This window comes from Bradyrhizobium macuxiense, assembly GCF_007993935.1.
Taxonomy (GTDB): domain Bacteria; phylum Pseudomonadota; class Alphaproteobacteria; order Rhizobiales; family Xanthobacteraceae; genus Bradyrhizobium; species Bradyrhizobium macuxiense_A.
On record NZ_VITY01000028.1, the window covers coordinates 1 to 25,834 of the forward strand.

Below are 25,834 nucleotides of genomic sequence, written 5' to 3' on the forward strand. Positions count from 1 at the left end.
GAGGTCCCACACACCGCTTTCCTGCAAAATCGAATACTTTCTCAACACAATTTTTGCTTATTTTTCAGGTCAATCCGCATTCTTCACGGACGACTTCCAACTTACCGTCTTGAAAGTGCTGGCCGGCCAGTCCGCCGGACGCGCCTCCGTCGTCGAAATTCGTCACGCCGTCGAAATCCTGATGAACAGCGGCAAAGACTGGACCAATCGCATGAAGCGTTTGGCGCAGCACGCGCCAGATCTGAATATCTTCTCAGCTAAATTTGTTCTTCGCGATAATGAAGGCTGGGAAATTACAGATGAAGGACGTCAATTCCTCGCCGCGCTTGAGCCGGCGGTTGCTGTCCGAAGATCACCGCTGCGATCAATCGACGATCTGTCTACGAGCGAACCCGCTCCTCAACCGGTGACGGAAGCCGCAAGGTTGCCTGATCCTCCCCGAAGCCGTCGTCGGGGGCCGCGGCGTCGCCGCGGGAAGGGTCGATCCAGTCGGCGCACGGCGTGAAGCGCCTTTAACCTAGACTAGTGGACGCTCGCAACCACGTCGGGAGTGAACTATTCCTTGAACTGCTGCGAAATCCACGCGGCAGCCGTGGAAACTCATCATCCGGTTTCGGCCTGTCGCACTGGAGTAGGGGAGCGCCGGCGCCGCCATCGGGGGCACACTGAAACAAGACAGGCTAACCCTTGCTCAGCCTACCGACGATGACGCCCGCGGCGAGAGTGATGTCGGACAACGAAGCCAGCAGTTGGTTGTCTTCGGCAGACAAGTTGTTGTTGAGTCCCGCGTACCACTGTGGTTGCTCGTTTATGAACCTTGATGAGATTCCGCCGAACCCACCCAACACGTAACAGGGCACCTTTTGCTTTTTGGCCAACTGCAGCTCTTTCGGCACGCCAGCTCGGCCAGGAACTTGTTCCCACCATTTCCCGCCGACAGCCACAAAGGCATTGCACTCTTTCGACATATACTCTCGCAGCATCTGCAGACTGCGATCTCGATCACGGGGATCGGAAGGGTCAGTGATTTTCATATGGGCGACCCGATCCCAGCGCTTCCAGTCAGCGTTATTTTCTGGCGAAGCGAAGTAGCCACTGGCCGCCAAAAACAACGGCGACGACTCTCGAGATTTTTTGCGGTGGATGCGTGCCTGTTCTAAGAGAATAGGAGTAAAACTAGGATGGCACCCGTGGATCAGTTGGCCGCCGAAGCGGAAAAGAAGTCCCGCGAATGCTCTGACGAATCCGAGGATTCCTTCTTCGGCCGCGCTGCCGGCACGCGTCTCGACGGAAGGATCGTTTGAGGATGTTCTGAGGCTTTCGACATCCGGCTCGGGAACTGCACCAGAGAGCCAGACCTTAACGCCGTGCAGGTCCAGTGATCTGAATTCATTGACTGAAGATTGCATTGAATCCTCCAACCAGTTTGTTGATTCTCGCAACAGCCTCGTCGTAATGGATCAGTTCGGTGTTGGCGTTTTTCAATTCTGGAACTTCCTGTCGCTGAATATAGCTGAGATCATCGGGGTACAACACATTCCCCGGGTACAGATAAAGGTGTCGGGCGAATAATTCTCTGTCGGCAGCCAGCTCGCCGATGTCTTGCAAAAACGCTCGGACCGATGGCACAAAAACGGGATCTTCGAAGGAACAGCAAGCGAGCATCCGTACCGAGTGCTGGGGCGGGGTTCCAGTCCCAGCATCGTAAAGATCTCGCTTCTTTGAGTGACGATCAAACTTCCAAGAGTTTTGCTCAAAGATTTTTGCGAGCCTCCGCGGCTGCACGGATCGGCAGACGTACAGGTGGAGCAAATAGTGTTCGACGCTCGCAGCGATTTCGCCTAGCTGCGAATCGGAGAAGCTCAGTTGGCCGCCGATGTCGGCGGCTCGAACTGTTGTCCGCCGATGCAAATCGGCTACGACTCGGAAGCGCGAATTCGGCGCGCGGTCGGCTGTGTGCAGCACGATCGGTATGATTGGGATGGGCTTGCCGCTGGCGATTTCGATTTCTACACGCATCCATTTCGACTGCGGTGCTTGCGGACTGTCCAACAAAATCATCAAGTTGGCTGCTTGCAGCTTTTCGGCAATCGTGGCTTGCACGTCTTCACCGATCTCGAGGTTCGGAACGTCGAAACGATCGTCGGCCTCATCGAGGAACACGTCATAGCCGGTGTTCGCTAGGTGGGCGAAAAGTTGTTTGGCCGCTTCGAAAGCGTCGGACTTGCGATAGGAGATGAACAGCTTCGAGCGGCCCGGACGAATTGCCATTCCCAAGCAAGCTCCCGTGGTGGTCAGCAATTGGTGCTTGTCTTGTGGCCAAACGCGCGATTTGATCCCGCCCAATGGGGCAGGCGGAATAAGCGACTGCGGATCAAGCGCAACCGGCAAGATCGGAATCCAGCCGCGGACGGCGTTCAAATCCGTGAGCCACTGCATGGCTGTGTGGCTTTGAGAGTAGTCGCGATCGAAGAGGAGCATGACTGCGGCTCCCGAGGGAGCGCCGGGATTTGCTACGTCGACCGCGATTACTTCGAATTTTAAATCCGGAAATTGCCGTCCAGTCTCTTGAATGATTTGTCTGGCCTGGCCCGCAAGCCTGGTCGGATAGGCTATCGACAACTGGTCGGGGACTGTGGAGGGGTGTTCGGGTGACATGAGCTACTCCTGAATCGATCAATCAGAACTCATTCGCAGCCGGCGGTTCTACTGGGCGTTTCGGGCAGGTATCGGTCCTGCATCAATGAACAGGGCTTGAATCTTTGCGAGCGTCGCAGCGTCTTTAGCTGCCGCTTCGCCGAGATTGATGAAATGATTGGTGTTAGATACGTCGTCTAGTGCATCATATTCCGTAACGCTATCAATTCGCAGATACCGCTCACCGAGCAATTGACGCGAGATGAGGTCCGACGTTTGTGATTGAGTCTTCATCAACAGGCTTGCGATATTGGCCACCCACCCGGCAATTCCGTGCAGACGCACGTTTTTCGGCCAACAACGCGCCACCAAAAAACCAAAGATGAACCCAAACGGTTTCCAGAGTACGGTCCTAAGTACGCTTGCAATTGCATTTCCGTCGAGTTGCATCGGCCTCCCGGTGAGCTTTGCCGTGTGAGTCGTTCCGATGCTCAGCACGCGAATCTGCTCGAGCGAGGCACCGAGTTCGGCGATGGCTTCGGCGAGGGCTACACTGACGGGGGTATTGGCCCAGACGCCGCCGTCGATGCCAGCAAACGAAGTCACAGCGTTCTTCGCTGTCACCGGCGCGAAGTAAGTTGGCGCAGCGGCTGACGCCAGCGCGACGAAGACCGGATCGTTGCCTCGATCAGTGTACTTAAAACGTTCGTGGGGTGTTCGAAAAAAATGTGGAGTATCGGTGTCCGTGTTGTAGGTGGCGACGAGCAGATGACAAATCGAATTATCCATCCAGCTCTCTCGCGCTGGACCCATTCGTTGGGCCACGGGTGAGGCGGCGTAGGCGGCCAACAGTTGTTCTTGAAGCTTTCGCTGATCGAATTTTGACGTAAACCAGTGGCGCATAGAGTGCCACCAAGCGTCTAAACCCTCGCCTGAACCGAAAATATCTCTGCCGTGGTCGACGTAGAAGGATTGCATCTCTTTCGCAGTCATGCCGAGCCCCAGTCCGACGGCCAGGATTCCGCCGGTCGACGTACCTGCGATCAGATCGAAGTAGTTCGCGAGACGCGGCCCGTCGGGGCGGCGCAGATTGAACGTCGTTTCAAGGTAATTCAACACTGCGGCCGAATAGGCGCCTCGAATTCCTCCACCATCTAAACACAGGATGCGGAACGGACGCTTTTCTGGAGTGATCTCGCGGAGCCGCAAGCCTGGCAGCTGATGAATAATGATTTCTGCCGCTCTCGTCGGATCTTTTTCCGCAGCCAAACGCTCATTCTCGTCCTGCGCCAATCCGTTCGCACACTCGCGCATCAACTCGGGAAACTCCCTCAGCAGTCCGGCAACCGCTCCTTGTCCAACGCCCCCGACTAAGAACAGTGGCAACCGACTGTCTTTAGCCAACTCGATTTCTCGAGGGACGCCGGCCGCTTTTCGATTCACCTCCCACCATTTGCCGCCGAAAGCCACAATGCTATTGCACTTGGCAACCATAATCTGGCGCATGATTTCCAGGCTGTTGGACAACGCATCGCTTTCTGATTGTCCCGCCGTTCTTGCTGCCTCGACTGTCTCTACTACTCCATCGCCGCAGAGATTGCGCCAGCGGACAAGATCGATGCCATATTTCTCAGGAGATTTAGAAAAATGCTGCGACACATATAGACCGAGCGGGGCATTTGCCGCGCTGCTGGTCGAGTTCGATTTGAAGTGCTCAGCGGCGGCCAGCAACGGCTCGCGAATGTCAGGATGGCTCCCGTGCAGGATCGTGCCGCCTTCACGAAAGATCACCTTGGCAAACGCTTGGACAAATTGCCGAATCCGACTCTTCTCGTCGGGTGATGCTTCTTCCGGGAAAGATCCCGACAACCAAATCCGCGCACCGGCCAGCTTGCCGTTCATCGTTGGACCTTCCAGCTAGATAGGACGCACGAGGTCTTGACGGGAGAGTGCCACCGAAGGCTGTATCGTTCAATGCACTACACCAAATTAACAGCGGCGACGGCTAGGCAGGGAGGGCTCGCGATGATCAAGGCTTCGACGTCAAGTTGACACGGGTCATAGCTTGATTGTGCTCTTTGTCGGCCATGAATGCTCACCGTGAACTTCCTAATATCTTTTCCTAATCTTGATAGCCGATTCGACAAGTGACGGAATATTATCGTGAATGTTTTGATAGATTGCCTGGCTGCTACTGCCGACCGGATTGTATAGGGTTACGATTTGGGAAAAGGGAGTGCCTCTGACGTCAAATCCTTCGAACGGATTCGGGCCGCTGAGCGATGTATTTCCCAGACTGTTTTTTAGTCCATGAATGCGCACACCCAACACGCCGAGACCATCGTTCCAAGCTTTCCCGATTTCATATTTGACCCAGGGTCGGGATGAAGTTTCCGCGCCAACAAGGACGATGGCGCACGTGCATCCCTTCATCTGGTCCGCAATCCATCTCTTGATGGCAGCATCGCCGCCACGCTGGACCTCTTCCCACTCGTTGGCGGAAACTGGTTCTTTTCCTGCTATCACGCCCATATTGCGAACCTGCGCGGCTCTCCAGTGGTCGACGTCAAAATGAAAACTGTAAAACACTTCTTGGGTCAAACGAACCTCCAATAGTTGCCACTAAGAACGTAAAGGGCGGATGAGCCGCTCGACAGAAGCTCTCGTAGCATTCAATAATTGCTGCCAAAGTACGCTTGAAAAGGGACCGGTTCGGGAACACTCCGTGCTTTCATCGAGGTCGGTGAGTTTTTCCGCGCACGCGCGCAACTTGAGCTCTCGGTTCAGCTTCTCGGTCCATGATACGTCGTACATCAAGATATCGCCGCTGGCAGCGGCAACAATTATCTGATGATCGTCATTTACAAAAAATGCGTCGTTTGCTTCGCGGCCGACCACAAATTTGAGTATTGAGACACCGGTCTCGACGTCCCATATGCGGACTGTCCGATCGCTCGACGCCGTCACGAGCCGCTTACCATCCGAGCTTAGCCTCGCCGAGTTCACATCATAGGTATGTCCTAGAAAAACCTGCGCCTTCGTTCCAGACGACAGATCCCAGACAAGTGCTTTCCGGTCGATCGTTGAGGTGGCGAGATGCGATCCATCCTTGCTGAAGTGAGCGCTAAGCACTTTTCCCGGGTTTTCCAGTTCCCAAATTTTCTGTCCTGATTTAGCGTCCCAAGTAAACGCGTGACCGGTCTCTGACGCGCCGGCAATTTGGCTCCCGCTGCGGTCAAACTCGATGGCGGTGATTTGAGAAGCTCCCGTGAGCAACGTGGAATTGCGCTCTCGAAGATTCATGACTTTGGCGCCATACGGATCAGCGCCAAGACTTGATGCCACTGAGATCAAGTTCCCGTCGGGACTAGCTGCAGCAAATGAATCTGCCGCCGGAAGAGCAGTAATTGGCTCAGCCTTTCCGGAATCGATGTGCCAAGTGGTTATCTGACCGTCATTGGCTGCAACCACGAGCGTATCGCTATCCGAACCGAATGAAACACTGGTAACGGCACCAGTACTAACGCGAAATACTGGACCTGGTGTCAGCGTGCTCGGGGGCACGATATCATAAACAGCGACGCGGCCGTCCGTGGTGCCGACGGCAAACTTTCGTCCGTCCTTGCTGATAGCGCTGCTCTGATTGGCTCCTGAAATAGCGGTTACGACCGACGGAAGGATACTAATGCCCAGATTCCAGATGCGTGCCGTTCCATCATCAGATGTCGTTACGATTTGTTTGCCGTCCGGACTAAAGGCAGCCGATGTCAGGGATCGCGTATGCCCCTTGAGCGCAAAAACTTGTTCGAGAGTCGTGGCATCAAAAATGCGCGCGACGTTATCTAGTGACGTCGTGAGGATGTAGCGTTGGTCCGGACTGAATATGCTTTTGCCGACCCCCGAGGCTTGACGAAAGAATGAGACCGGCTTTCCGCTGTGCACGTCCCAAATAACGACGTACCCGTTGCCTGAAGTTGAGAGGACGCGTTCTCCGCTAAGATCAAAATGAACGCTCCACACAGCGTCGTCCGAATTCTTGAGCGTCTGCTGTATCTTATGAGTTTGCGCATGTAGTACGGCGATCAACCCATCCCGGCGGCCGACAACAATCGAGTTTCCGTCGCGACTATATTCGGCACTTGTCGTATACCGATACCCTGTGGGGAGATTGGACGGAGGCAGTTCGAGCGGGCCAATCGGACTTCCATCCGCGGCATTCCATTCTCTGACGGTCTCGTCGTCCGCGGTCGTTACGACCTTGGTCCAATCAGGACTGAACATACCGGTGCGCACATCCGCGATGTGACCGAGCATGCGGGCTTTCGGTTCGCAGTCACTTGCACTCTGGCTTGTGCATTTCTCGCAAGTCGAGTTCCAAATCCACCCGCCGTAGCGCCCAACGCTTAGAACAGTTTCGGCGGTTTTCCCGAAGCGCGCGTCTCGGACCCATGGTGTGCTGCCCGGCTTTGCGGCGAATCCAGCGAATACGTTGTCCTGGCGACAGGTCTGGACCTTCTTTCGGGAGAGACGGTCCCAAATGATCACTGAACCGGCGTTGGATGCGGTGACAATCCTTGTTCCACTCGGATCAAACTCTGCACTCCGGAGCGGCATTCTCACGCCATCTTTTGCCGGCTCCTCGTACTCGTCGCTTTTGAGCTGCCCCACATAGGCGGACATTTGAGCGGCGCCCGCAAGGATTGCCAGTAGTTTCCTGACCGCTGCGTCTGACCAACCGCGGCGCCAGAAGAAGTCACCATCAACCGGGAGCCCCCGTATAGCGGTCTCGATGGCACGCTCGTATTCTTGATCGTTGACGGCTGCTTGAGCGACCGTCGCCAACTCCTCAATGTTCTGTCCCTCGATCACTCGATCGGCGACGATAGTGGTCGCAGACACGAGGACAACAGCTATCCCTAGCCATACTCGACGAAGCCGTTGCTTCAGGCGCCAGGCAGCCTTCCATTTGGGAAGCACGTCTTCCTTGCTCAAATCTTTCCCGAGTCTGAGTGCCAAAATCTGTGTGGCTAGCCGGAACAGCTCTTCATCGTAGATTCTGACCTTGTTCCAATTGGAAGACTCGGCATGCAGCTCTCGATCAAGCAACGAACGTCTAAGGCGCCGCCACCTGGCTCTGGCATGATACCCTCTTAGATCGAACCAAAGCTCGCTCAGCCCCGCTCGCTCGCCAGTCAACGCGTTTGGGAGTGAATTGCTGACGGAATTCTTTTGGCCCGCGTCATCGCCAAGCTTGCGGCCCGCATTTTCACTCACCTGGCCATGCGTTAGAATAAAGAAAATAGGCCCGAAGTCGGGCTGCTCGCGCCACCAATTGATTTCCGCGTTTATCCAAGGATGTGAAGCGGTACTTGACCCAGAGAAGACGAGCAGACACCGAGAAGTTGCCTGGCACGTGCGCACAACATCGCGCATGATCTGTTCAAGAGTCTTTGGGTTCGCTGTTTCTGGTCTCGGAATGCGAAAATCCTGACCATCAACGCAAATTGCGAGCCTCTCGCGAAATTGTTTGGAAAGAAGCCTGTCCCGGTGCAACCCCTCGATAAAATCTTCCACCTCCCGAACAAGGTCGCGGTCAGGATCGGTGGCGTAAGTTGCAAAGGCGTCGTAAGTGAACTGGCGTGGCTCGGTCTCTTCGCTCATCCGGTGGCTCGTTTTTGTGCGGCCTGCCGCCTCTCGACACAACCCTAAAGTTATTACAACCTTAAGTCATAAGGGAAGGATCGCGCAAGCGGCTCAGATTTTAGTCCGATACCGCGGTCCGAGGTTTTGTAATGCGAATGTCGGAAGGGCGAGCGCTCACTCGTGAGCGAAGGAATTGCCGTGCCTCCGAAGGTATTTCCTTGTGAATTATTGGGAGAAGAACTGTGGGGGCAAAATGGCTTATCTGCGTATATGCCATCTTGGCATGCTCGTGGATTTACCCGGCAACCACAGATGAAATCCGATCTTTCTCGGACATCGGCATACTCGTAGTCGCGGGGCGCCCAAAGCCGCGGGCCTTTACAATGCGCGCATTGGGCCGCTCTTTGGCCTCAAGAACGCGAAGACCCATTCGCCCGACCTGAAATGCTTTGCTGCGATGGCGCCATAGCCTAGGTGCGGACTAGACTCTGTTTTTCAGATGTCCTAGTCCAATTCGTCGCCGGCCAATTTGAGGGAGTTACAGCCGAGGGATCTTCGCCTGTCAGGACCGTTCGCATTGCGCCACGGTTACCGATCACTTGCTTGTCGCGGCCGCTCTGTAGCTGTCGAGCTCACAACCTGAGTTGCTCGGAGATGCCTCATCGAGTTCAATACGGAAGTGACAAACTGTGCTCACTTTCGCTTGACTCCCGCGATAGTTGCGTAGAGAGTTGTACTCGCTGAGGGGGTAGCCAAGTGTCCGCTGGACTGTGGGATCGGCGTTCGAGCCGAGGCCATGCTGTTGCGTACTAGTGGCACTCATTAACTGCCTGCCGACCATTTTTAAGGGTGCCTTGTTTGGCGACGGCGCATGCTTGCCGGACGCGTTCAGATGCTTGGAAGGAGAGCTACCAACGCGCTTAACGACAAGGGATTCTTATTCAGAACTTTCAGGTGAAGATTAGCGAATTGCCGCGAGCGTTTTGAGAATAGAGATTGTTTTTAACCGGCGGCCGAGAGGCGCCACGTGCGTCCATTCGATGCCGAGGACAGCGGGAGCCGACGATGGCATTGAAACCAAGACATTTGGTAGTCGTCGCAATCGCTATGGCCGCATTGCCAGCGCTAGTCGTAGGTACGGTGTTTGCCACGGAAGACAGCTTTGGTTGGCGTCCATTGTTTGAAAGGACGATGCGCCTAGCGACTCAACAAAAAGCAGACCCTGGCGAGCTGGCCCATATTCTTGTCGAAACTGGCGATGCAGCGACGGCAGACAAATACTACGCGCGTATAGGGCAGAAAATCGGCTTCGACATACAAGCATCGAAGTTAGACGGGCTGCTGGAATATTTGGGCTATCGAGGGCTGCGGGCCGTGGACCTCGAAACGCTCGAACCCGCGCTCCTGATGCCGCGTGATCAGCAAGGCCTTGTCGCGCTTGGCAACGCCGTAGAGAGCCCCAAAGACTTCAAGGCGAATGCCGCCCTTACGGTGGATGCATTTAAGTCTGACATACTATTAGTTGCTCGCTTCTTCGCGCCGAAGATTGTCGACTTCAACGCCAATCCGGACAAAACGCCGGGCCATGACCTGCATAAGCCAGGGTGGCGAAAAGTCGTTCGCCTAAAGGCTCTCCCGAAGTCGGCAGCATCGGTCAAGGGCGATATGGAGTCGGCATATATCCTATTCAACTTCTTTCAGGATGATCCAAAAGCCTTTCCGTTCTCGAAGAAGAGCTCCGATGGCACCACGTTGATCAACCAATCGGTCAACAACCAAATCATTATGGTTCCGCGAACCTTCAAAAAAGAAGTCGAGGATTCTGTTTACTACCTCGACTACCAGCCGTTTAGCGTCGATCGTTACAAAGTCGGAAAGGCGTTGAACGCTGCCTTCGACACCCTCGATCCGAAGAGCTCGAAGCAAGATTACTTCGTGCCTACTGCATGCTCGCAATGTCATGGTCACGATACGGAACGCGGTGGGCCGAGCGATAAAGGCACATTTCCGTTCGGAAAGGTGAACTACCTCGACACGGATCAATGGTACGACATGATGGACTTCGATTTCCCCGCTACGAAGGCGAACCATGATGTTTTGTTCGACGGCGGCAGGGACCATGCGGCGGCGCAATACAAAGCTGCCGTCGGCGTGCTGTGGAAGCTGAATAGTGAAATTGCACAGCAGAACTCGAAGGCGACGCATCCCGATGGCTCCGATGCCTTCAAGATAAACGCCGTAAAAAAGTGGCTCAGCCTCCACGGGAGGGGCGAAGGTCCGGCTGACATTTTACAGAGAAGTATAGGGAGCTCTCGCTGGGGATCTGCAGACCGTCCCCTCCTTCAAATGCTAAGCCGCTATTGCTTCCGTTGTCACAGCTCGATGTACTACGATGTGTTCGACCGATCTGCGGTAGTCAAAGAGAAGGGCTCGCCTAAGCACCCGGGGCCAATACTGACCTATGTCCAATCAGGCTTCATGCCGCAAGGCCGAAAACTGGACTCTACGGAGAAGGACAAGCTTCTCCAGCTGCTTAAAGACCTGCATTGAGTAATGGAGGACAAGCGTGAAAAGGAAAAAGTCGGTCGCTAAGAGCCCAGCCAGGAAGTCCAAGCCGGTCACCAAGAAAAAGACCACGAAGAACGGGGCGCGGAATGCCACAACCAAAGCGAATGCCAAACGGAGGAAGCTAGCAACTAAGACCGCAGTTAGTTTTGCTCGGGACATCCGACCTATGTACACGGCAACCGACATCGCGCATATGCAGTTTTTTTGCGACCTGTCTAGCCGCGCCGACAACCAACAGCACGCACAAGAGATCCTTAGTCGCCTGAAAGGGCAAGGAGGCCAGGTTATGCCCCCTCCGCCGGCTCAACCGTGGACCGCACAACAGATTGGGCGCTATCAAGCTTGGATCGACGGTGGATTTCAGGCTTAGCGCGGGGACGATGTCGTTCGAACCGTGATCTAGGATCGCCCTTCCCTCGAGATCATTCGGAATCGGCTCCGCACTTGGTTGAGTTTTCGCTAGCGGATGATACTCATCCAGCATGCCTCCCTCACGCAGCCGGTGAAAATGGCGCCGCTTCTGGAGTTTTGAAAGCGAGCGTTCGAGCCGCGCAGGTTTGGTTTAGTCGAAGGCATTCTAGGGCGAGTGTTAAGATAATTCTCGTCATACGGCACGCTGAGAAGTCAGGCGACCGCCTTGACCCAAACCTGACTGATCAGGGGCGGGAGCGAGCAAATGCGCTCGTCGATGACATCCCCAATACTTTTGGTAGCGCACCAAAGTTTCTTTTCGCCACCGGGGCCGATCTTCATGCACCCGATGGGCGGCCGGAAATGCCTTAACACGAGTTTTGAATTGGCATCTTCGTTACGCGGTAAGCACCGTCGCAAATGACGAGCCGGCTCGGTGGCAAGGTAAGTCTTGGGTTCTTCTCAGCGCTAAGCCCATTTAGATGATAAACGTGCCGCGTAGTTGCTCCGCATTCGTCGAAGGTTGGTGCTAGCGATATGCTGTCAAAAGATTAACCGCCAAGTTTCTTCATTACAATCTCTGAGACGCGTACATATTTTTCTAAACTATTGTGATACGCCTAGCTTTCTGCGGGATGAGGTCGTCCAAAGATGGGCTCCGAACCAGAGGGGTGCGAAATCGCCGATGCCGCGTACTGATCTGCTCTTGGTCAATGCACCCGCTGATTTAGGGAAGAAGGCCTTCGACCTGGCGTTTCCATTCCAGCGTCGATTAAATTTCGGCCTTCTATCGCTTGCGACAGTTGTTCGCGACCGAGGTTTCACGGTGCATCTCCTTGACCCGCAGATTGGACCAGAGAGGGATGCCATCGAATGGCTTCGGCAAACCATAAAAGAATGCGAGCCGCGTATTGTAGGAATTTCTTGCATCAGCGGCTTTTCCTATCCTATCGCGTTGGCCTTCGCGAAAGCGGTCCGTGGGCTATCCCCAACTTGTCCAATTCTGATTGGCGGGAAGGACCACGTGGGACAACTTGGAGCAACAGTTCTAGAAGACTGTGAATCGATCGACATCGTCGTGAGAGGTGAGGGGGAGACGGTGCTTCCTCAACTCGTGGAAGCTCTTCTACATGGAGCGTCACTCTCTGAAATTCCCAACCTCGTTGTGCGACACGGTGGTTTCATAGGAGAAACCCGCTATGACGCCGGCGCAGCTCAGGCTCCATGGACGTGCCTCGACTACGATCTGCTACCAGACTCTCGGGGCTTCGCCCCGAGCATAGAGGTTAGTCGAGGTTGTAGCTTTGGTTGCGACTTCTGCGTTTCTGCACGAAGTAGAATTAGACGCAGAACTCCCGAGGAGATAGTTGGAGAGGCCGAGCGATTAGTCGAGCATTGGCAGAACCCTGATCTTCGAATCTATTTCGAAACTCCAATGTTCATCATGACGGACGAGGAGATCCGGTCGCTATCTGCCGAGCGCGACCGAAAAGGCCTCAAGTTCACCTGGCGAACTGAAACTAGAGTCGACTATTTGTCGACTGCTCGCCTGACACTTCTCCATCAAGCCGGTCTCCGTGTGCTGGATCTCGGCGTTGAAAGTGGAGACGCAGGCACGTTATTGCGCATGGGAAAGACGTCTCGCCCGCATTCCTACCTATCCAAAGCAAAAGAGGTCATAGAATCCGCCAATCAGTTGGGGGTTATCGTCAAAGTGAACGTTTTGTTCTATTTGGGCGAAACTCCCGCAACGATCCTAACTACCCTCGATTTCCTCGAAGGCTGCAGTGAAAGCGTAAACTGCGTATCCGCATATCCGCTCATGCTATATCCCGGCGCCAAACTGGAAGGTTCAATAGAGCGGCAATTGCAGAGGTTTGGAGCGAGCTTGATCACAACCAAGGAATGGAAAGCGCGGCATTTAGTACCCGTTAATCCGAGCCGTCAGCTAACGTACGCTCAGGCTGCCTCTATTGGCCTTTCATTCGGCAAGTCTTTCCAGGCCCTCGATACATTCTATCACCAAAAAACATACGGGTACTTTTCGCCTAACGTTACCCTGCAGGAATTTCGCACCGCAGCGATCCAGTATGGAATTGATAAACTTCCATTTGTCCTCACACCAAATGAAGCCAAGGCCGCTCGGGGTCAATTGAAGTCCTGTCTTCTACAGTGCGAGATCGGAAGCGCGAGTGGATAGGTACGACTACTTTATGAGTTTTGGAGGGCGAGACTCCTCCGTCGCCGCAGCTGAGATAGTTCGCGAGTTAGAAGCAGGATTCGACTTATATGGTTGGATCGATCTGCGTGAAGTAAAGGGTGGTGACGAGTGGTTCACTCTGATCAACCATGCGCTCAAAATCACATCTGCGTTCGTACTATGCATCGGACCCGAGCCTGTGAGTCGGTGGTGTCGGCTAGAACTGGCCGTGGCCGTGGCCCGCAAGGCAGCAGAACCTTCCTATGGTATCGTTGTGGTGTCTCTGCCAGGGGCAAGAATGGACGATATCCCGATCCTGGAAGGCCTCGCCAAGGTGCTGATCTGGAACACCGCGGATCCGGCTCAGCTGCGTTCCCTTGCAAGCACATTGCGAGGAACTCGCCCACCTCCGTACGATTGGATCGAGGCGCTGAAGCAAGCTGGCATCAAGCAGACCGACGCTGAACTAGCGGTTGTGCAGCAAAAATATGTAGATCGACTATATGTTCGGCGATCTGTCACACAGCGTCAGTTGGCTGAGTTCCTAGAAAGCGATTCGCAAGTGTTTCTTCTTCTAGGGGAGGCGGGCGTCGGTAAGACCAATTTTGTTTGCGACTACGCGCGACGAGAGGGGTCTTATCGTCCCATATTTCTTCTTCGTGCTTCCGCTCTGGTACCCCAGCCAAATTCGATCGAGACGGCTATTGCCTCGATTGTGGAAGCAAGCACCGGACAGAGAATTGGCTCGCCTGTCTTTCCCGTCCTCACAGGACTGCTTCGTGGGTCGCGATTGCTCGTGATCATCGACGCTCTCAACGAGGCACAGTTACTACCGCAATTTACGGAGGTCTTAGGCGCTACGCTGCACCGCGCTCGCGGGTCCGCCATCCAATTCTTGCTGACGTGTCGCCGCGCCGACTGGCGATTCTTCAAGAATGACCCGCGCGTTACGTCGAATATTTGGGCCTCGGAAAGTAGTGATCAGCGCTATAGGTACGGACGAACCTTGGCGCGCTTCAACGAGGATGAGTTAGATGAAGCATGGGCTCTGTATCAGCCATATTTCACTATTCAAGGCCAGCTGACCGCCAGTGTGCGGGCAGTTTGCGATCACCCCCTCATGCTGCGGTTTTTCTGTGAAGCTTATCGTGGCAAGCCTGTCCCACCCTTCATCCAAACGACAGACGTCTTCGAAAAGTACTGGAAAGCAAAGGTTGAGCGAGTTGGGGATGGGAGAAGTCGAATCGCTCTCACGAAGCTCGCACTGCATCTTCGAATGACCAGGCGCACCGCGCTAAATGAAGATGACGCAATAGAGCTCGTGACCAACGAGGCTTACAATCACTTAGTCAGCGAAGAGATCATTCTGCTCACGTACGAAGACCGACAGACTCTTACGCGTTTTGTCGGCTTTATGTACGAAGCTTTTTTTGAATATTGTTTGGCGAAAGCCGTGCTGGCTGGAGAAGAATGGCGTTCGCGTAAGCCTAACGAGATTGTCAAAGGCTTGACTGCTCTCCTACAAGAGGCAAGAAGCAATCGCGCTATGGTAGGCGTGATCGAATTTATTCTGCTCTTCTATCAGGACGAGCAGTATTTTGACGAGCTTCTAGATTCGGTGGAGGTTTCACCTGAATGGCGGCATAGCCTTTGTGTTCTGCTCCCCAGGCTAAGAAATTTCGATAAGCGGCACGTTGCTCGTCTCCATAAGTATGTCGGTGATGAGAGCTATTGGGTCAGATGGGCGGCTGCCTATGCACTCGCACAACTCCCGAATGCCGAAGAGTTTTTTGAAGCCGTAGAAGCATGGTTTACGGATGATCGATGGCAGGCGCGCGAGGGCGCGGCTAATGCGCTTGCACATCACCCCTCTAAAGGGAAACAATGGAGCAGGCTCGTGCATTGGGCGGACGACGCCTCATGGCGAGTCCGAAGAGCCGTAGCTCTCGGCATCAATAGGTGTCTAGCGGCCGGCGTCGTGCCTATCAGCAAACTCGAAGAGCTGACGAGCGACCTTTCATGGCGCCGTCGTGATGTTGCCATTGTTTCACAACGCGATCTTCAAATATCGCCCAAGTCGAGTGGGGCGGTGCTTGGACTCCTGATACACGATCGGAACGAGCGGGTGAGATTTGATCTTGCCAAGTTTTTAAGCGCAATCCCCATAACATCAAACGTCCTCCCGATGCTTCGTGTCTTGACCGACGACGAATCTCCGTGGGTTCGGCGCCGAGTTGCCAAGTCCATAGTTAGGTTTGTCCAGGACGAGTCAGACGTGCCAATAGACATTCTGGGTGTGCTGGGCAGCGATACCAATGGGAGCGTGCGCTGGGAAGTGGCTCGCGTGCTTGCGGTGTCGCATCCTATGCAGGAGCGGCTGCGGACGATATTGGAGAAATTGAGAGGAGACCCAGATGAGTCCGTCCGTACCGCGGCGGAATTTTCCGCCCGGTACGGCGTTCGCTTAGCCAGCATGGATTTTGAGCAGGTTTTGTTGGCCTGTGACCATCGGTTGTTAGATATTCGTGAGGCGGTTGCGCGGGTGGAAGACGCGCTGCGTCCACCGAGCGACATCGCAGAGAAACAATCCACTCTCTATGCGTCTTGGCGTCCAGATCACTACCCGGGCATTGTCCGAGCGATAACACTTGTTTCCGAGCGAATACCCCAAGCGAAATTCTTGGAATTACTTAGATTGCTTTTGCAAGATGCCGAAGAGGGTGTGCGGTGGGCGATGGCGCAGATGGTCGCGACGCTCCGAACGGACTTGGACATACGGAAAGAGCTTGCCAAGGCCTTGCTTGCAGATTCGCACGTGTGGGTCAGACAAGCGATGCTTGAAGAACTTACTCCGACTTTTCTGGCGGAAAATCCCGACTTGGGACCATCCTTGATCACATTAGTAGATGATGAAGACCCTGATTTGCGGCTCGCTCTAGTATTGGCGGCGAAGCGGCTGAGGGAACAACTGGGCGCGCTCACTGAGTCCATTCTTGGCACATTGAAGTTCGATCCGGTGCCTGAGGTCGCTCAGGCCGCTAGGCGCAGCATCGAGCGTCGACAGTGACGCACTACGTGCAATTTTGCGGCAATATCGGCGCCGGAAAATCGACCTTGGCAAGGCTCTTTGCCGGCCACGCCGGGTTCGATTACGTGCCTGAGCCCGTTTTGGACCTTACATTTGTGGACGATTTTTACCTTGATATGCCAAGGTGGAGTTTCCATCACCAGATGGAGTTTCTGCTTCTAAATGCACAACAAGAGCGCTTGATCGCATCGAGTTCTCGAGGTGTGTGTCAAGACAGATCCCTCGCAGAATGCGTCTTCGTGTTTGCTGCGCAATGTCGAAGCCACGGATGGATTAGCGATCGTGAGTGGCGGTTGCTCACAATGGCTTACAAATTGATGGAAAGTGCTATTCGACGCCCTGATTTGCGAGTGCTGGTGTCAGCGCCAATTCCAACATTGATGACGCGAATTGTAAGTCGCGGTCGGCCTCATGAAGCGAACATGTCTGTCTCCTGGCTCACTGCACTTGACCAAAGCTATGCTTCTTGGATCAGCGCAGGTTCGGTCGCCACTCTAACAATCGACGCCGAAAGGTTCGACTTTGCGAATAATCGTAAGGATCAGGCCGAAGTGATTTCGCTTATCGAGAATGCGCTGGAGCGTTCATAGTCTCAGGAGGAATGAGATGATTGAATTAGTGTCACGATGGTTAGAAACGAATGCAGAATTCTCGACACAGGAGCATCTTGAGGCGTGTTTGCTCAAAATCGTCGAGCAATGGCCGCTTGACGGTGTGCTAGGTGCGTGCTTGGCAAACGCCGAGCTGCTAGCAAGCGTGGCTGCAAGATCGTACCGTCACGCAAACGGCTTCGATCGGATTGAACTAATAACGTCGGTTGCTGGCCGGTATTCATTGAGGCTACATGCTTGGTGGGGACAAGATACCGCAGCGCATGAAAATATTCATAGCCATCCCTGGTGCTTTGCTTCCTCTGTTTTAGCTGGGAAATTGTGGTTCGAGCAGTATGTCGAAGCGACTAAAGGCGAGCAGGTCGCAGTATTTCTTTATTCATCACCGTCCGGGGAAAGCTACAACCTGTCGCCGGCAGGCGATACGGCACTACAGTTGGTCTTAAGGGGGGGCATGCACGCCGGGTCTTCATACTCGGCCCATAGTTCACTGATTCACAGGGTATGGACGGAGCCTAACTCCGATACGATTACTCTCATGCTTCATGGTGAGGGCTTAGCCTATCCCTCCAGGGTTTTTGCACCGTCTGGTGCTGATCGCGTGTTCTACCGCGATCGGCCTTCTCCCGACGGATTGCGTGCAACGCTGGAGCGCATTAGAGGAGTACTTGCGGCTTCTACCGGAGGCAGGCTCTAGACTAGCGAGCGGTGCCGAAATCAGGGAGAGAGAGAGGTCCAGTTGTCAGCTGATCAGTCCGCCAATGCCGACAAGACCGACTGGGATTCGCGCTTTCTATCACTAGCGATTCACATTGGTTCTTGGAGCAAAGATAGGTCTAAAGGCGTAGGCTGCGTAATCGTCGGGCGCCGCAACACCGTTGTGTCCACTGGGTTTAATGGTTTTCCCAGAGGGGTCGACGATAGCCTGCCAGAACGTCATGCTCGTCCGAGCAAATATCAATGGACCGAGCACGCCGAACGAAATGCCATTTACAATGCCGCGGGAGGCGGGGGCGCCGTCGAGGGATGCCGACTTTATACTCAACGTTATCCGTGTGCGGAATGCGCTCGCGGAATCGTTCAAGCCGGAATAGCGGAAGTCATCTGCCCGCCGCCTCCAATTGAGCTCCATGAGCAGCTGTCAATTGATGTTTCCCAGGCAATTCTGCGCGAAGGCGGTGTACTTGTGAGGCTTGTCTCAATGCCAACGGCCTACATCAGCATTGCGGTCGACGGATCTTGATCCTCAGACGGAGCCAGAAAGCTTGAATAAGGCATCATCCACGGCCTTTAGCCCGTCATCAGCCTCTTTGTAGCTAGCGTCATCGGCGCGGCGCATTCCCATGAGGACGGCTATCGCTGCCAGCTTTGTGGGCGGATCAATCCAGTTTCCCAAGGCCGTCGCGACAAGCCGGCGAACGTCGGAATTTTGACTGGCTCCTAGAGCCTCGAACAATTCGAGCCTTAAATCCGCTGAGAGCCATGTCCACCCGCCAGCGGCAAGTTGGGAAGCTATAGCCAATCTGACATCATCCCGCGGATCTTCCGACAAACGGCGGATAAGCTCTATTTTGTCACGAGGTTCTAGCTCCTCGATCTTTTGCGCAATGCAATCACCGATGCGGGACAGCGAGCGGTAGCGATCGTTTTCTCCTTTGTAGAACTCTGAGCCGAAAGTTTCGTCATCCTCCGCCAAAGTCTCTAGCCAATTTTTCCACTTTGGATCAGTCACTGGAGACTCTCTCGCGCCCGAGTGAAAGGCCGGTCGTAAGCTTGCCAATTAGGCCGCGCCCCTGTCTACAATATCCTGAGTTCCTCTGCGAACCGATAAGGTGTCTTCGGAGAAATCGGCATAAAGTGCAAGATTTGGGTGATTCTGACGAAGCTTCGATGCCATTCGTTGTGCAGTCACGCGGAGGGTCGGGTGAACCGTTGTGCCGGATCGAAGTTCGGCAACGTATACCATCTGAGCGAGGTCATAGTGCAACTCGCATGGCACCTTCATTCCGAGGGGATAATAATATTGCCTTTCACACGGCGCCAATTCGGGCGGCAAAATGTCTATCAACTCTTTCAGTTGGCTTTCCACGAACGCCCTAGCTTTCGCCTGGACATGTGGCGGCAGCTCTAAGAGGTACCAACTATGGAAACCATAATTCGAGTTGAGCAGCGGAACACGACAGAGCCCACCGCGATGACGCTGTAGATCTCGAAATGATCCATAATCCAACAAGAACCTACAACGATAACTTCCGAAGCGAGCCAGGCTTTTCGGCAGCGCCGCTCGTCGAGGCCTATTTGCAATAATCGTATTTGCTTGCGCCTCGAGCGCATCATTATCGATATCGGTAGTCGCCTCAAAATCATTCTCTCCCCGGAGAAAGCCGGTCGGATAAAAAAAAGCTTCTCGCTCTCCCACAAATTTCTGAAACTCCAGCTCCGCGTCAGAAACGCGGTGGCCAAAGCTACTAGGATATTGAGATTGCAAAAGGGATCGCAGGGCTGCGCCGAGATTGCGAGCTTCAGCGAGTGGATGGCATTCAAGACGGAATACATGATCATGAGCTTGTCGCAGGCTTGTCGTCCACGACATCTGTGATAGCACTCCAGCAGGCAGGAACCCGCGCGCTATGTCAAACCCGCGCGCCGCAATGGCTTTTTCCCAAGTCACCGCTTTCACGTCGGAGGAACGGGGAAATTTTGTCTTCAGATACTCGACGATCGGTTTCGAGAGATCGGAATAAAATGACAACCATCGCTCTTGAAACGCTCGGGATCGGGCCGTGTTGATGGGATCAAGAAATCCCCGTGTTGCGAAATCGATGTATCGAGTCGAAGTTTCCTGCCCCGAGTATAGCTGATTGTCTTGGACCACTTTGCACGCGACAAGCGAGATGTCCTCTAGATAAAGAGTCGTACTGCCGCAGTCGCCGATCGAAGCATGGCCGTAGCCGACATAATAGCTCGCCATAAATTTGTCAGTGCCTCGAGCTCGAACGACATCAACATGCTTGACGACACTATCGCCCGAGCGGCTGTAAAGAGCCTGGATCATCGCCGAGGTCTCTGGCGGAAATTCATCGAACAGAAAGACCTTCATTTCGATCGTTCCCAGTTGGTATGTTTCAGTTCTTCTACGCGATTCGACGAAGTCAGGAAGTCAAATCGCAGATTTTGCGCACAATCGGGTTGCAGGTGCGCGCGTCGCGAGTGGCGCGACTCAGATCAAGATCTGCTGCTCTCGCAATCGCTCGATCACGACTTCAGGCGACGTCACCTCATCGAACACCGTGACATTGCGGTCTGCAAGAAAACGCGCCGAAAAAGCGGGCACGCTTTGGCTTGTGACCAAGATATAGCGACCGATCGGTCTCTCCAGTGATTCTTCTGCGAATTCCCTGTTCTCCACTAAATTCGCGAAGCCGCGACCGTGCAGAATTTGCTTGGAGGTTAGTTTGATCTCCAGAAACACCACTTGGCCTGCGTATCCTCCTGCATTCGGCACAAAAACTACATCAGGCCGTTGCTGATGCGAAAACGGCTGCATCTGGGCGGTTATGTACTCCTCAGAGGCGGTTCCGGCCGCCTCTAGCAAGACCTTCAACTGTCGTGCGAAATCCAATTCCAACGTGTTTCCTCGTTTTATGAGGCCGGAGACCCTCAACGCGTCATCAACCCTTTGACCTTTCGTCGAGCTGGAGGGCGCTTGGCGTACCCGCGGCCCAGCTGCTTGAGCCGGCGATGGTTCCAAAGGCATCATGCGACCAAATCAGCGTCAGTTAGCTGGTGAAATTATCGCAAAACTCAACAGGATGCCACATATCCTCGTGTCTCCGAACTGATGGCGGTGCTTTTTCGTTACTTCTCCACTATCGGTTCGACCGGATCCAGGTTCCGGGCGCTGCAAGGACCAAAGGGGTCGCTGAGTATCAAGAATGCGATGGTTCATTGCGACCGGTCCCTTCCAGGCCATTACGCAATTCCAAAGATTGGTTGAGGCCTCTCCGGCACCGTTAGCCTGGCTCGACGATAGGCGCCGCTGATCGAGGTCGACCCGTTCACTGGCTAACCAACGTTCTTCTGTTGGCGGACATCGTGCTGGAAGCGGCGGCCGGCACATTATCCACGCACCGAATTCGCTAGGGATCGTTGGCCCGCGACCACGGTGTTCAAGACTTGATTAAAGGCGTTTTTCAGTGCGAAGGTCAGGGCGAGAACCCAACAGCGGAATTATTGGGACGCCTAACATTGCACGAAATAGGGAATGCGTATGACGCGAGGAAGCGCTGCTATCTGCATTGTTGGACTGAGAGGAAGCGGAAAGACCACTGCGACACAAGCCCTCAGTCGGCATGGCTTTCACGCCATATCGGCAGGTGCCAAGAACACTGAATTGGCGCTCAGAGAGGGGTGTCCAATGGACACGCAAAGCCTCCAGAACTTCGGACTGCGTCTGATAGAGGAACGCGGCGCTGATTATTTCGCCTCGATCCTTGCAGCGGAGGCCGAGGGATACCCGCGCGTCGTCTTCGAAGGTGTACGCGTGCCCGAAGTAGTCGCTTGTCTAAAGAAGAAGTTTTCAAACATGACGGTCGTGCTGCTTACCGCATCGCCGGAGAAGCGCAGGGGTAGGTTGATTCAAAGAGGAAGCGACCCAAGCCTAGATCGGCATCCGATTGAAGCTTATTCGGGCGTGTATTCCGCGCTGGCTAACGTCACTATTGTGAACGATGGCAATCTCGCCGACTTTCAAAAAGACGTACTTAGCCTAGTGGCTCTTGAATGAACCGTGCGCGACGGCAATGCGTATACATCCGCAATGCGGCACGTTTCGCGTAAGTCGTTTGATGACGTTCATCCACGTGTTTCGTTAGAGCGCTGTTCGATGTCGGACGTACCCAACGAGCTTCACCATGAGATCTCAGCACTGTTAGGTCAATCTACAAGCGATTGGCATCCTATTTTGAAAGACGCTCTCCGGTCGATTGATCACTCGTATCTGATCGCCTTGCTCGAAGACCGCGAATGTCTTCCGCGGCCTATGGGCCGACTCCTCGCTGCTTTCGGCACTGTTGCATTGGAAGACACTCGATTTATCCTAATGGGCGAATCTCCATATCCGCGCCCGTTATCTGCGCTGGGAATTGCTTTTCTAGACGGTGCTATTTCTGACTTATGGAATTCATCCGGAGGATTGCACAAAAGCGTCAATCGAGCGACGAGCCTTCGTAACATAATTAAAGCCATCCTCGTGGCTGAAGGAGCCCTCGATCCCGATCGCACCGATAAGGATGCTCTCGAAGGAGTCTATCGCCGCGAACATCATGTTAGAACCTTGCAGCAAATGTTCGACAATCTTTATCGTAAGGGGATATTGGCCGCCAATTTTACTCCGGTCCTAAGGAGAGTTCACATGAACGGTGCAAGTCTGTTAGGTCATAGCGGCTCAAAGTGGAAACACCGTTCCATCGAAGCCCAATACTGGCTTCCCTTCTGGCAATCTATTTTCGCGACATTGGTGAAGCGGTGTGACCCTCCCGCAATCATCGCATGCGGTCGTCCTGCCGGGGTAGCGGGCGATCTGGCTCAAGACATGGGGTTGAAGGTAATTAAGACGGAACACCCCTATAATCTCTCTTTCATCACAAACCCAGACATTTTGAAATTTCTTCGGCCACTCGAGCTCTTGCGGGTGTCGTAGGTGAAGAATGACCCGAACATATGTCGTCGACTTTGAGGGAAATGGCGATTCTCCCCCAGACATAGTTGAGTTGGCACTCGTAGAGATTCAGGAGTGGGAACGCATTGGTAGGGGCTACTATTGGCTGCTCAAACCAAGCAAGCCAATTTCTGATATCGCTTGTCGCATCCACGGCATAAAAAACGCCGATGTAGAAGCGAGTCCTGCGTTTTGCGACGTCGAAGCTGATGTAAGGGAGCTGCTCGACGAGGCCATTTTGATCGGCCATAATGTGCGAGGGGATGTTGGGGCGTTGAGGCGTAAGATTCCGGATTGGGTTCCGATCCGAGTGCTCGACACGCTTCGTTTGGCCAAACGGCTGAAACCAGGTATTCCATCCTATTCGCTGCACCGACTAAGTGCGACGCTCAACGTCCGGCTTCCCGCCATAAAAGGACGAATCGGGCGACCGCACTCGGCCTATTACGACGCATGGCTGACCGCCCAACTTTTTCTGGCACTATTTAAAGACCATCGTTCGCTAGGGCTTGAGAGACTTTTGCACATTTGCACCGTTCAACAAGGCTTCGACCAGAAGGTCTTGCTGTAACTACTGATCGGTGGATTCCAGGGGCGAGCGGGCCTAGTCTGGTCGTGATCTGGCGCTCGAACGACTACCTTGGCATGCGCCAGCACCGAAGGTGATCGACGCCATGGTCGTAACCAGCACTCGCCCTGGGGGCGGGCGCAGGCGGCACCCCGGAACATTTTCGGCACCTATCACCCACAGCTCGAGCTGGAGCTCGCTCGTCTTCACCTCGGTATATGTCTTCAACGAGAGGTCCACGACGCGGTGGGGAATGCCGTCGTCATGTGGAGCGACGGCGAACTGATCGATCCGTCACCCACCATCGATCAGGCGGTGAATGGAGGCTTTCCCTGGCTTGAGATCAGGTGCGCGCGTTGCAAGACGCCGAGCGACGTCGACCTTTGGGGCGGTCAAGCAGCTCGCGGGTCGATCGGTCATTCCGAATTGGAGCATAACAAGAACAAATGTCGAGTCCGCGTGGACCGTCATCGAGAAAAAATCGTCCTGTTTGGAGAGGCGCCGCGTCGGAACCAGGCCGCGCCGTTCGTCTTGAATCCAGCACAGTACTGGAGTCCCCCTGCGATGGCCCCCCGAGCTAACTGGAAAGGCTTCCTGCGTCTTTCCCTCGTCACCTGTCCGGTAGCGCTCTATCCGGCCACTTCGGAATCCGAAAAGGTCTCGTTCAATCAGCTCAACCGGAAAACCGGCCACCGCATCAAATACGCGAAGGTGGACGCCGACACCGGCGAGGAAGTCGACAACGAGGACATCGTCAAAGGTTACAAGGTCGACACCGACACCTTCATCGAGGTGACGAAAGAGGAGCTCGAGAACGTCGCGCTGGAATCGACGCGAACCATCGAGATCGACGAGTTCGTCGACCGGAGCGAGATCGACCCACGCTACCTGATCCGCCCATACTACCTGACTCCAGATGGCAAAGTCGGGCACGACGCCTTCGCCGTTATCCGCGAGACCATCCGCGAGATGAACAAGGTCGCGATCGGTCGCGTGGTGCTGACCAATCGCGAGCACATCATCGCGCTGGAGCCGCTGGACAAAGGGCTGATGGGGACCCTGCTGCGCTATCCCTACGAAGTCCGACCCGCGGAGGAATATTTCGACGATATCCAGGACGTCAAGGTCACCAAGGATATGCTTGATCTCGCCAAGCACATCGTCAATCAGAAGGCGGGTCACTTCGAGCCGGACAAGTTCGAAGACCAGTACGAAACCGCCCTCATTGATCTCATCAACCAGAAGCGTGCCGGCAAACCCATCACCGCAAAAGCGCGCCCTCGAGGCGAGAACGTCGTTGACCTGATGGACGCGCTGCGCAAGAGCATTGGAAGAGATGCGGCGGCCGCAGCAGAGGCTCCGAAGAAAGCAGGCAAAAAGCCGGCGAAGGAGGCTGCGGCGAAGAAGCCGGCGGCCAAACCGCAGCGGAAGTCGGCTTAGTGTGGTGAAACATCCGGTGATGCCGGAAGCGCGTGGAGAAAAAGCTGGGCCGCTGAAATAGAAGGGCCGGGCTGGCGTTGAGGCTCGGCACCAGCCCTTCTAGTCCGCCGGGCAAGAAGCTCATGCAACTCCACCGGAGTAACGAGATGAGCCGACGGCTGGCGGCTATCCCGGGCGTCGGTCCGATCGGTGCGATGCTGCTGTCAATCAAGGTCGTGGATGCACGCGGGTTCAAGTCGGCCAGAAACTTTGCCGCCTGGCTGGGCCTGACACCAAAGAATCACTCGACGGCCGGAAAGAACAGGCTCGGCGTGATTACACGCGCCGGCGACGGCATGTTGCGAACCGCTTTGGTGGCTGGCGCGACGGCTGTGATCGCGGATATGCGCCGACGGGAAACTCGCTCCTGGTCCTGGCTGAAAGACATCATCGCACGCAAGCCGCCGAAGCTGGTGGCCATAGCGTTGGCAAACAAGCTGGCGCGGATTGCCTGGAAACTGATGGTCAGCGGCGAGCGGTATCGAGCTGTAAGCAGCGTCTTGCCGATGCCGACATAGACTTGAACGAAATGCAGAGCTTGGCGCCAGACCGGTAGATTTGACGCTGAGGACGGAACTTGCAGGATAGGAAGAGGTGGTACGTTCGGCGCGAGTCGGTCATGTGAGATGCTCCGCTCGGTTTACCGGCAGAAAATGCCGCTCTCGTGTTTGGATCTCACTGTCCGCGAAGCCCATCTTGGCCGGTGGTCGCAAGACCCGAAAACAGGCCGGACATATGAGCGCAAGCGATCCGAGCATGCTGCCAGAGCCAATCCTTGCGAGTCGGGGGCCGTCCACATATGAACCGAGCCGCTTGCGTCTCGGTAGGGTAGGCGTGGAACACCTCCGCGGAGGATGTCCCTACGCCTCCCCCCAAACCGTGCGGGCACCTTTCAATGCACACGGCTTTC

General features: G+C 54.7%; 19 protein-coding genes and 1 pseudogene. 12 read left to right on the forward strand and 8 right to left on the reverse strand.

Going from position 1 to position 25,834, the window contains the following annotated elements; genetic code table 11:
- Nucleotides 1-505 (forward strand): hypothetical protein (locus FBZ93_RS39755; protein ID WP_208764130.1); only part of this gene is annotated, 505 nt, incomplete at its 5' end.
- A gap of 175 nt (nt 506-680) precedes the next feature.
- Here the strand turns inward: FBZ93_RS39755 and FBZ93_RS39760 are convergent.
- The 5 genes from FBZ93_RS39760 to FBZ93_RS39780 all read right to left on the reverse strand — a co-directional run bounded on the left by FBZ93_RS39760 (nt 681) and on the right by FBZ93_RS39780 (nt 8,298).
- Nucleotides 681-1,409 carry a hypothetical protein gene (locus FBZ93_RS39760; RefSeq protein ID WP_146993147.1) on the reverse strand — a complete coding sequence of 243 codons (729 nt, stop codon included), beginning with the start codon at nt 1,407-1,409 and terminating at the stop codon, nt 681-683.
- Nucleotides 1,390-2,658: a toll/interleukin-1 receptor domain-containing protein gene (locus tag FBZ93_RS39765; RefSeq protein WP_146993148.1), complete on the reverse strand. Its 1,269-nt coding sequence runs from the start codon at nt 2,656-2,658 to the stop codon at nt 1,390-1,392. Before FBZ93_RS39765 ends, FBZ93_RS39760 begins: the two co-directional genes overlap by 20 nt.
- 48 nt (nt 2,659-2,706) lie before the next feature.
- Nucleotides 2,707-4,539, reverse strand: a complete 1,833-nt coding sequence (locus tag FBZ93_RS39770) for a patatin-like phospholipase family protein (RefSeq protein WP_146993149.1) — start codon at nt 4,537-4,539, stop codon at nt 2,707-2,709.
- 207 nt (nt 4,540-4,746) lie between these two features.
- Nucleotides 4,747-5,238 (reverse strand): TIR domain-containing protein, encoded by a 492-nt coding sequence (locus FBZ93_RS39775; protein ID WP_146993150.1) that lies wholly within the window; start codon nt 5,236-5,238, stop codon nt 4,747-4,749.
- Between the two features lie 21 nt (nt 5,239-5,259).
- Nucleotides 5,260-8,298 carry a WD40 repeat domain-containing protein gene (locus FBZ93_RS39780; RefSeq protein WP_146993151.1) on the reverse strand — a complete coding sequence of 1,013 codons (3,039 nt, stop codon included), beginning with the start codon at nt 8,296-8,298 and terminating at the stop codon, nt 5,260-5,262.
- Nucleotides 8,299-9,345: 1,047 nt separating this feature from the next.
- Here FBZ93_RS39780 and FBZ93_RS39785 point away from each other — a divergent pair.
- The 6 genes from FBZ93_RS39785 (at nt 9,346) to FBZ93_RS39810 (ending at nt 18,401) form a co-directional block, all read left to right on the forward strand.
- Complete coding sequence (locus FBZ93_RS39785; protein ID WP_146993152.1) at nt 9,346-10,830, forward strand: hypothetical protein; 1,485 nt, start codon at nt 9,346-9,348, stop codon at nt 10,828-10,830.
- Nucleotides 10,831-11,944: 1,114 nt separating this feature from the next.
- Nucleotides 11,945-13,459 carry a B12-binding domain-containing radical SAM protein gene (locus FBZ93_RS39790; protein ID WP_146993153.1) on the forward strand — a complete coding sequence of 505 codons (1,515 nt, stop codon included), beginning with the start codon at nt 11,945-11,947 and terminating at the stop codon, nt 13,457-13,459.
- Nucleotides 13,452-16,526, forward strand: coding sequence for a HEAT repeat domain-containing protein (locus FBZ93_RS39795; protein ID WP_146993154.1), 3,075 nt, complete (start codon nt 13,452-13,454; stop codon nt 16,524-16,526). The genes FBZ93_RS39790 and FBZ93_RS39795 overlap by 8 nt, the downstream gene beginning before the upstream one ends.
- Nucleotides 16,523-17,137 carry a deoxynucleoside kinase gene (locus tag FBZ93_RS39800; protein ID WP_146993155.1) on the forward strand — a complete coding sequence of 205 codons (615 nt, stop codon included), beginning with the start codon at nt 16,523-16,525 and terminating at the stop codon, nt 17,135-17,137. Before FBZ93_RS39795 ends, FBZ93_RS39800 begins: the two co-directional genes overlap by 4 nt.
- Before the next feature lie 16 nt (nt 17,138-17,153).
- Nucleotides 17,154-17,855, forward strand: a complete 702-nt coding sequence (locus tag FBZ93_RS39805) for a hypothetical protein (RefSeq protein WP_146993156.1) — start codon at nt 17,154-17,156, stop codon at nt 17,853-17,855.
- 42 nt (nt 17,856-17,897) lie between these two features.
- A complete protein-coding gene (locus FBZ93_RS39810; protein WP_146993157.1) occupies nt 17,898-18,401 on the forward strand; it encodes a deoxycytidylate deaminase in 504 nt (167 codons plus the stop codon).
- A gap of 3 nt (nt 18,402-18,404) precedes the next feature.
- Here the strand turns inward: FBZ93_RS39810 and FBZ93_RS39815 are convergent, their stop codons facing one another.
- The 3 genes from FBZ93_RS39815 to FBZ93_RS39825 all read right to left on the reverse strand — a co-directional run bounded on the left by FBZ93_RS39815 (nt 18,405) and on the right by FBZ93_RS39825 (nt 20,786).
- On the reverse strand, nt 18,405-18,890 hold the full coding sequence (locus FBZ93_RS39815) for a HEAT repeat domain-containing protein (protein ID WP_167529459.1): 486 nt from the start codon (nt 18,888-18,890) through the stop codon (nt 18,405-18,407).
- A gap of 48 nt (nt 18,891-18,938) precedes the next feature.
- Complete coding sequence (locus FBZ93_RS39820; RefSeq protein WP_146993159.1) at nt 18,939-20,258, reverse strand: FAD-dependent thymidylate synthase; 1,320 nt, start codon at nt 20,256-20,258, stop codon at nt 18,939-18,941.
- A 120-nt stretch (nt 20,259-20,378) separates the two neighbouring features.
- A complete protein-coding gene (locus tag FBZ93_RS39825) occupies nt 20,379-20,786 on the reverse strand; it encodes a hypothetical protein (RefSeq protein WP_146993160.1) in 408 nt (135 codons plus the stop codon).
- 642 nt (nt 20,787-21,428) lie between these two features.
- On the opposite strand from FBZ93_RS39825, the gene FBZ93_RS39830 reads away from it, so the two are divergent.
- The 5 genes and pseudogenes from FBZ93_RS39830 to FBZ93_RS39850 form a co-directional block, all read left to right on the forward strand.
- Complete coding sequence (locus tag FBZ93_RS39830; protein WP_246667856.1) at nt 21,429-21,944, forward strand: AAA family ATPase; 516 nt, start codon at nt 21,429-21,431, stop codon at nt 21,942-21,944.
- A gap of 99 nt (nt 21,945-22,043) precedes the next feature.
- Nucleotides 22,044-22,859, forward strand: a complete 816-nt coding sequence (locus FBZ93_RS39835; RefSeq protein WP_146993162.1) for a uracil-DNA glycosylase — start codon at nt 22,044-22,046, stop codon at nt 22,857-22,859.
- Between the two features lie 7 nt (nt 22,860-22,866).
- Nucleotides 22,867-23,448 (forward strand): 3'-5' exonuclease, encoded by a 582-nt coding sequence (locus FBZ93_RS39840; RefSeq protein WP_146993163.1) that lies wholly within the window; start codon nt 22,867-22,869, stop codon nt 23,446-23,448.
- Between the two features lie 561 nt (nt 23,449-24,009).
- On the forward strand, nt 24,010-24,885 hold the full coding sequence (locus FBZ93_RS39845; protein ID WP_146993164.1) for a Ku protein: 876 nt from the start codon (nt 24,010-24,012) through the stop codon (nt 24,883-24,885).
- A 116-nt stretch (nt 24,886-25,001) separates the two neighbouring features.
- Nucleotides 25,002-25,442, forward strand: a pseudogene (locus FBZ93_RS39850) (transposase); the annotation flags it as partial.
- Nucleotides 25,443-25,834: the final 392 nt, after the last annotated feature.

What these genes read in the sequence shown, in the direction of transcription:
- FBZ93_RS39830 (WP_246667856.1), top strand. Translation starts at nt 21,429, where the DNA reads ATGACGCGAGGAAGCGCTGCTATCTGCATTGTTGGACTGAGAGGAAGC.
- FBZ93_RS39840 (WP_146993163.1), top strand. Translation starts at nt 22,867, where the DNA reads ATGACCCGAACATATGTCGTCGACTTTGAGGGAAATGGCGATTCTCCC.
- FBZ93_RS39805 (WP_146993156.1), top strand. Translation starts at nt 17,154, where the DNA reads ATGATTGAATTAGTGTCACGATGGTTAGAAACGAATGCAGAATTCTCG.
- FBZ93_RS39765 (WP_146993148.1), bottom strand. Translation starts at nt 2,658, where the DNA reads ATGTCACCCGAACACCCCTCCACAGTCCCCGACCAGTTGTCGATAGCC.
- FBZ93_RS39770 (WP_146993149.1), bottom strand. Translation starts at nt 4,539, where the DNA reads ATGAACGGCAAGCTGGCCGGTGCGCGGATTTGGTTGTCGGGATCTTTC.
- FBZ93_RS39780 (WP_146993151.1), bottom strand. Translation starts at nt 8,298, where the DNA reads ATGAGCGAAGAGACCGAGCCACGCCAGTTCACTTACGACGCCTTTGCA.
- FBZ93_RS39820 (WP_146993159.1), bottom strand. Translation starts at nt 20,258, where the DNA reads ATGAAGGTCTTTCTGTTCGATGAATTTCCGCCAGAGACCTCGGCGATG.
- FBZ93_RS39790 (WP_146993153.1), top strand. Translation starts at nt 11,945, where the DNA reads ATGCCGCGTACTGATCTGCTCTTGGTCAATGCACCCGCTGATTTAGGG.
- FBZ93_RS39760 (WP_146993147.1), bottom strand. Translation starts at nt 1,409, where the DNA reads ATGCAATCTTCAGTCAATGAATTCAGATCACTGGACCTGCACGGCGTT.
- FBZ93_RS39845 (WP_146993164.1), top strand. Translation starts at nt 24,010, where the DNA reads ATGGCCCCCCGAGCTAACTGGAAAGGCTTCCTGCGTCTTTCCCTCGTC.
- FBZ93_RS39785 (WP_146993152.1), top strand. Translation starts at nt 9,346, where the DNA reads ATGGCATTGAAACCAAGACATTTGGTAGTCGTCGCAATCGCTATGGCC.
- FBZ93_RS39835 (WP_146993162.1), top strand. Translation starts at nt 22,044, where the DNA reads ATGTCGGACGTACCCAACGAGCTTCACCATGAGATCTCAGCACTGTTA.